Below are 5120 nucleotides of genomic sequence, written 5' to 3' on the forward strand. Positions count from 1 at the left end.
TGGTGGTTGGATTAAGTCTTTGTTTTTAAATGAATTATTGCAAAATGAAGCCATTTTGAAGTATGCTTTAGCGATGACTAGCACGCAGACTGAGGGCACCGAACCACTGCAGGAACAAGCGACAGATGCACTGTACGCGACGGTGCCGTTCGATTTTCCTCGTCCGGTGCATCTTGGGAGTTTGCCTGGGGCTCAGCCTAAGTTTCTAATGACGAAGTACAGGGGACGGTTCTACAGCCCAGGTTCTTCGCCACCTGAACTGTTCGAGGCATGGCGTGTCTGCGAAGACCTAGCCACTCAGCTTGCAGAAAAATCGCTTGAGTCTAAGAAAGGTAAGCGCGCGGAGATGTCTGAGCTGGAGATACTCGAGCAGTATCTACCTCGCCTTATTAAGACGGAGTGGACAACGGTGCCAGAGGCTCGATGGACAATCCGGCGAGTAGCTGAGCTCTTAGGCTGGCCGGCGCCCCATTCTAGCTTAGAGCCTCCGACGAACGGCTAGGCTCGCCGCTTGCTGTCGTTGTACGCACCCGAGTATTCGATAACGCGCGCCAAAACATGAATAACCATACTCTCGCGGTTTCCGCTACGGATGCGCAGCAGGCGCTTCATCTTTGTTTTCTAGACTACGACGGTGTCACTCACGCCGACGCAGTGTACTGGAGTCCGGAACGAGGCATTCACATCACAACGCCAGGGCGTGCCCTCTTCGAATGGGCACATATCCTCGCGAGTTTGCTCCAACCTTATCCAGACGTGAAAATTGTCCTGAGCACGAGCTGGGTTCGCCTAAGAGGACTTGAGTTTGCTAAGGCTCACCTTCCGCCTGTGCTTCGAACAAGAGTGATTGGCGCCACGTTTGACAACCGGATAGTCCAAAAGCTTGAGTTCGACATGATGTCTCGTGGATGTCAGGTGTACGCAGATGTCGAACGCCGCCAGCCTGCGAAATGGTTTGCGATAGACAATGATGACAGGGCGTGGCCACCATTCTGCAGAGACCGGCTGATTAAAACCGAGGATAATCTTGGACTAAGTTCGCCAGAGGTGCAACAGGCAATCCGCAAAATGCTGGCCTCGTTCTAGTCTCATCCTCGCGCTCTTACGTACCTCGGGGCCGGATGACCGCAGACAAATGCGCCGGCCAAATTGATTGCAGAATGTGGGAGGCTACTGCAGCTATCGCGAAGGAGCGCACGATGAACGAGATTTGCTTTGATTAGACACGTCTCATCATGCAGCATGGACCTGAACAGTTCGTTGTGTGCCGTAGAAGTAATCATGTGCATGCTGCTTACGTTAATGCAGCATCTATCATCAAGCAGTTCGACTTGCGACGGGCGGAGAATTTACTTTTGCGCGAAGGGATACCGCGCGAAGTCATCGCTAGAGTATTGCTTGTTGGTCATCCGACTAGGGCTACTGTCCCAGCAAGCTGGACGCAACAGTTCAGCCGTTAAACGTGCTTTTAAACACATGGTGACGGAGCTTCCGCAACGTTACGAAGCTTTCCCGTTGAGATAGGCCGCAATGAGTAAGACGGCTGAAATTATCAATCCTCCTATGACGGCGAATCGTCCTAGGAGTTTGACAAGTTTGATTCGGCCACTTGCCGTTCGCAGATAGTACCTAACCGTTTTTTTCATATCTACCTGTTTTTTCGTCTGAAGAAGCGTGGGCGGGGGCGCTTGCGGGGCGTTCGGCAGAGCGCATCCACTACGCACTCGCTGCAGACTTGACGGAGTTTTGTTCGGCCAGGCATTCGTTGAGAAAACGCTCAACCGAAACAGACATCGCGTCCCGGACTAGCTCAGTGGCAAATGGCGCCATACCTTTGTACTCGAAAAATGTGCTGGCAAACTGGGGCGCAATGAACGCGAGCCGCTCCCTATCAAACATGTTTGCGGAGCTGTATGTTCTATAGCTGAGCTCGCGCGAAACAATTTCTTGTTGTGCAAGGTAGTCAAGCTCACCCATCACAATAAGCACTGCCAAGATGCAGTTGCTCCCGTTGTACATTGCTTCGCCAAGAGCCGGATAGCACGAAGGCAGAACAACTGTCCCCCAACGTTGAGCGAACTCCTCCAGTTCGACGCGCTCTTTCGTATCGGCCAAGTCACCACGCCTCCATCTTGATAGCTTCTGCGCGACGATTGACAGGAACTCGGTGTCCATGTGCTCTGGCAGCACTTGCAGAGCGTCCTTACCTCCGATTCGATTTATCAAATAATTCGTATTCATGTCAGGGATGCTGAGGATTTCTCGCTTAACGTTATCTTGATGTAGATGAAGCATGAAAGAGGCGCCCCATTCATGCTGTTCACCTTGTGGTCATTTCATCTTTGAACTGTTGTTCGTACTGATGCGAGCACGCAGGTTGGCTACGCGCTGTGCGGCGCCGGCGCAGTCAGCTGCTTGCATGCGACCTTGGCTGTCCACCTGGTAGAACGGATAGCGCGAGGTGAAGAAAGTCGAGCTGCCGCTCACGCAGGCCGCATCCATCACGAAATCCATCACCATGTACTTGCGGAAGTACTCGTTCAGACGCGGCGCGACCTTGGCGCCGGTCGAGTCGGTCACTTTCTGCGCTTCCGGAACCTTCGCGTCCATCAGGGCTTTCAGCGTCGTCGGCGCAGCCGGGTCGAAGGTGCCATTCGTCCAGGCGCCAGCCACGATGGCGGCACCGTTGCCGTCCACGCCGGTAGCGGCGTAGTCGCTCTGCGCAGAGGCGCCGACGACGCGGGCCACATCCTTCGCCGGCAGGTCGAGCAGCACACCCAGAGCTTCAACGCCCATCAGGAGTTCGCGAGCTTCCAGCGACTGCGCATCGTAGTAGCGGACATCGCTCTTGACCGAGCCTTTCAGCAGGTTCAGGTACACCGTCGTGTCTTGCTGCATCAGCGAATTCGCCGAATCCAGTTCGAGGACGCTACGCGCGCCGGCCGAGAAAGCGTTGGCCAGGGATTCGCCCTTGCTGGCGCGGCTGGCCATGGCACTCGCAGCGATGTCGGTCAGCGGCGAGATTTTGAAATTGTTGTAGCTGGTGGTGACGAATGGCGTCACGAGCTGCTGGGGGCCGGCCGGTTGGGTGCTGTTGTCGAGAGTGCGGACCGACGAGCCGCCGGTTGCTACCAGTCGCACCATGCCCATCGGCGCTTCAGTCGTGTTGACCGTGAAGTAGCCGTTGTTGTCGGCGGTGACCGCGGCGCCCAGTGCGGCACCGGAGGACCCATTGGCTTGAACGCCATACGCAGTCACGGTGGCGCCCGGCGCAGCAATGCCCTGGATGGTTTTGGTCGGGCTGCCTGGGGCGGCGGTGCCGGTCAGCGGGTTGGTGACGGTGGTCGGGGTCGGGGTCGGCACCGGTTGGGTCGGGCCCGTGCCGCCACTCGGTGGAGGCGGATTGCTCGAGCCTGATGATGAACTGCTAGCGCCGCCGCAACCCACTAACAGAAGAGAGAAAAATATTCCAAGAGTCGTGGTTGTGGTTTTCATTTTTTCCTTACAAGAGGTTGAGATTGGTGCCTGGCTCATCACAGGAGAGGCGCATCAATAATTTTTAGCGGGGGAGGGGACACCTGTTACCGAGTTGGTTCGGTGCTTGGTAGCCGCTCGAACCAATAACTGAGGAAGCGAACTGCCCCCCCAAGACCTAGGAAAATCTCAGCATCCATCCGGCCTCCACTCCCATGCGGATTTCGCCGGATTGAAGCAATAGTCGGCCTGGAATCGGATAGAGCATCCATTTGTAAAAGTCCTTACGCAGTCGCCGTTTTGGCACCGATACGCTGAGTGGACCGTCTTGCCTGGCGGAGGGGAGCACATTTTCGTCGACCCGCGAGAGGAGCTATTCTTGTCGCTGTAGCCAGCGGTATCTATCCAGTTTGTGATGCCGGTTCGCTGACAGTCCTGAAAGCCGTCGCGTTCGCATTGACGGTACGCTGAAATCATTGCGTCATCCGTCGAGCTGAATCCCGAACTCACACTGCATCCCGTAGTTCCACAGACTATGGCGCCGGCACCTGGGACCGACTGACGATGAAACACCGTGCACGCAGCTCTTTTCGCCGGCACCTGATTCGTTCGTGCTTCAGCCCGACACCCTTTAAGCGCGAATGCGTCGGCTTGCTGCTGCGTCGGGTAGTTCCAGGCAGCGTAGATGGTCCGGAGGGGCATACCTGCAACATGCGCGACTGAAGAGTGGCTGTGTGACGGTAGAGGTAGCCATAACATCGAGCAAAGCGCGATGCCGATAGATGGCGCAAAAAGTCGCTGGAAAATAGAAGACATCACATCGTTGAGGGACACTACGAAGCGCAACTTTACGTTATGCAACGTATTACATCAAGTGAATTATCGTATTGCGTCATTTGATTTGCAGGGCTACCAGTAGACCATGTCGCATTTTCGTGAGGAGTACATGTCGAGAATGCCCACAGCAGCAAACGGGACCGACCTCGGCGTTCGCATTGGTCAAAACATTAAGGTGGCGCGAGCTCAGCAGGGACTGACGCAAGGTCAACTTGCAGAAGCGCTGGGTGTTGAGACCGTCACGGTGTCCAGGATTGAGACGGGAGCACAGCAACCGTCCATCAGTAGGCTGCAGCAGATTGCTGAGGTGCTTGGGACGTCGCTAGCAGGACTCGTTGCGGATTCACGCAGCGACTCCGATACTCATACCTTACTTGTAGAAGTCCTCACCGACCTGCCGGCTCGAGAACGAGATTTCCTGCGCGATTTCCTAGTGACTTACTCTCGCCACTGGAAGTCTGGGCAGAAGTAATCGTTGCGTCTTCGCTGTTCGGAAGCTTCGCGCTGGCACATCGGTTGAACGTTTGCTCTTCAGTTCAACATCACTGCATGTGACGAATAACGATGCTGCCGCGTACAGAAGCGCAGACGAGTTGTCTGTATAGTAAAATCGGCCCGGGCACTCAAGAGAGCTATCTACCTGGTGGCAGTCTCCACTAGACATCGTTCCATTGACAAAGCAAGCTATTGGTTGTGAGTAAGTTAGAGATAACTGAGTCTTCATCATTTGGCGCAAAACTAGTGGTTGGTGCATCTGAACCGCCCCGGCTTTCGTAGAGGCCGGTTAGTGTGAGTCAGGCCGGAAGAGC

5 protein-coding genes are annotated in these 5120 nt (G+C 55.2%); 3 read left to right on the plus strand and 2 right to left on the minus strand.

The features are described 5' to 3' along the window. Both RT688_RS23495 and RT688_RS23500 read left to right on the plus strand, forming a co-directional pair. Nucleotides 1-502: hypothetical protein (locus tag RT688_RS23495; protein WP_313707244.1), on the plus strand; the 502-nt coding region annotated here is incomplete at its 5' end. 56 nt (nucleotides 503-558) lie between these two features. Beyond that, nucleotides 559-1086 carry an HAD domain-containing protein gene (locus RT688_RS23500; RefSeq protein ID WP_313707245.1) on the plus strand — a complete coding sequence of 176 codons (528 nt, stop codon included), beginning with the start codon at nucleotides 559-561 and terminating at the stop codon, nucleotides 1084-1086. 630 nt (nucleotides 1087-1716) lie between these two features. On the opposite strand, the gene RT688_RS23505 is transcribed toward RT688_RS23500, so the two are convergent. Beyond that, complete coding sequence (locus tag RT688_RS23505; RefSeq protein WP_313707246.1) at nucleotides 1717-2241, minus strand: hypothetical protein; 525 nt, start codon at nucleotides 2239-2241, stop codon at nucleotides 1717-1719. Between the two features lie 90 nt (nucleotides 2242-2331). Further along, nucleotides 2332-3363, minus strand: coding sequence for a hypothetical protein (locus RT688_RS23510; RefSeq protein ID WP_313707247.1), 1032 nt, complete (start codon nucleotides 3361-3363; stop codon nucleotides 2332-2334). Between the two features lie 1066 nt (nucleotides 3364-4429). Here RT688_RS23510 and RT688_RS23515 point away from each other — a divergent pair. Further along, on the plus strand, nucleotides 4430-4783 hold the full coding sequence (locus RT688_RS23515; protein ID WP_313707248.1) for a helix-turn-helix transcriptional regulator: 354 nt from the start codon (nucleotides 4430-4432) through the stop codon (nucleotides 4781-4783). The last annotated feature ends 337 nt before the right edge of the window (nucleotides 4784-5120 follow it).

Origin of the sequence: Massilia sp., assembly GCF_032106685.1 — a bacterium.
In the GTDB taxonomy this organism is placed as follows: domain Bacteria; phylum Pseudomonadota; class Gammaproteobacteria; order Burkholderiales; family Burkholderiaceae_D; genus Telluria.

Coding starts and splice junctions, on each gene's coding strand:
- RT688_RS23500 (WP_313707245.1), top strand. CDS start 559: ATGAATAACCATACTCTCGCGGTTTCCGCTACGGATGCGCAGCAGGCG.
- RT688_RS23505 (WP_313707246.1), bottom strand. CDS start 2,241: ATGAATACGAATTATTTGATAAATCGAATCGGAGGTAAGGACGCTCTG.
- RT688_RS23515 (WP_313707248.1), top strand. CDS start 4,430: ATGCCCACAGCAGCAAACGGGACCGACCTCGGCGTTCGCATTGGTCAA.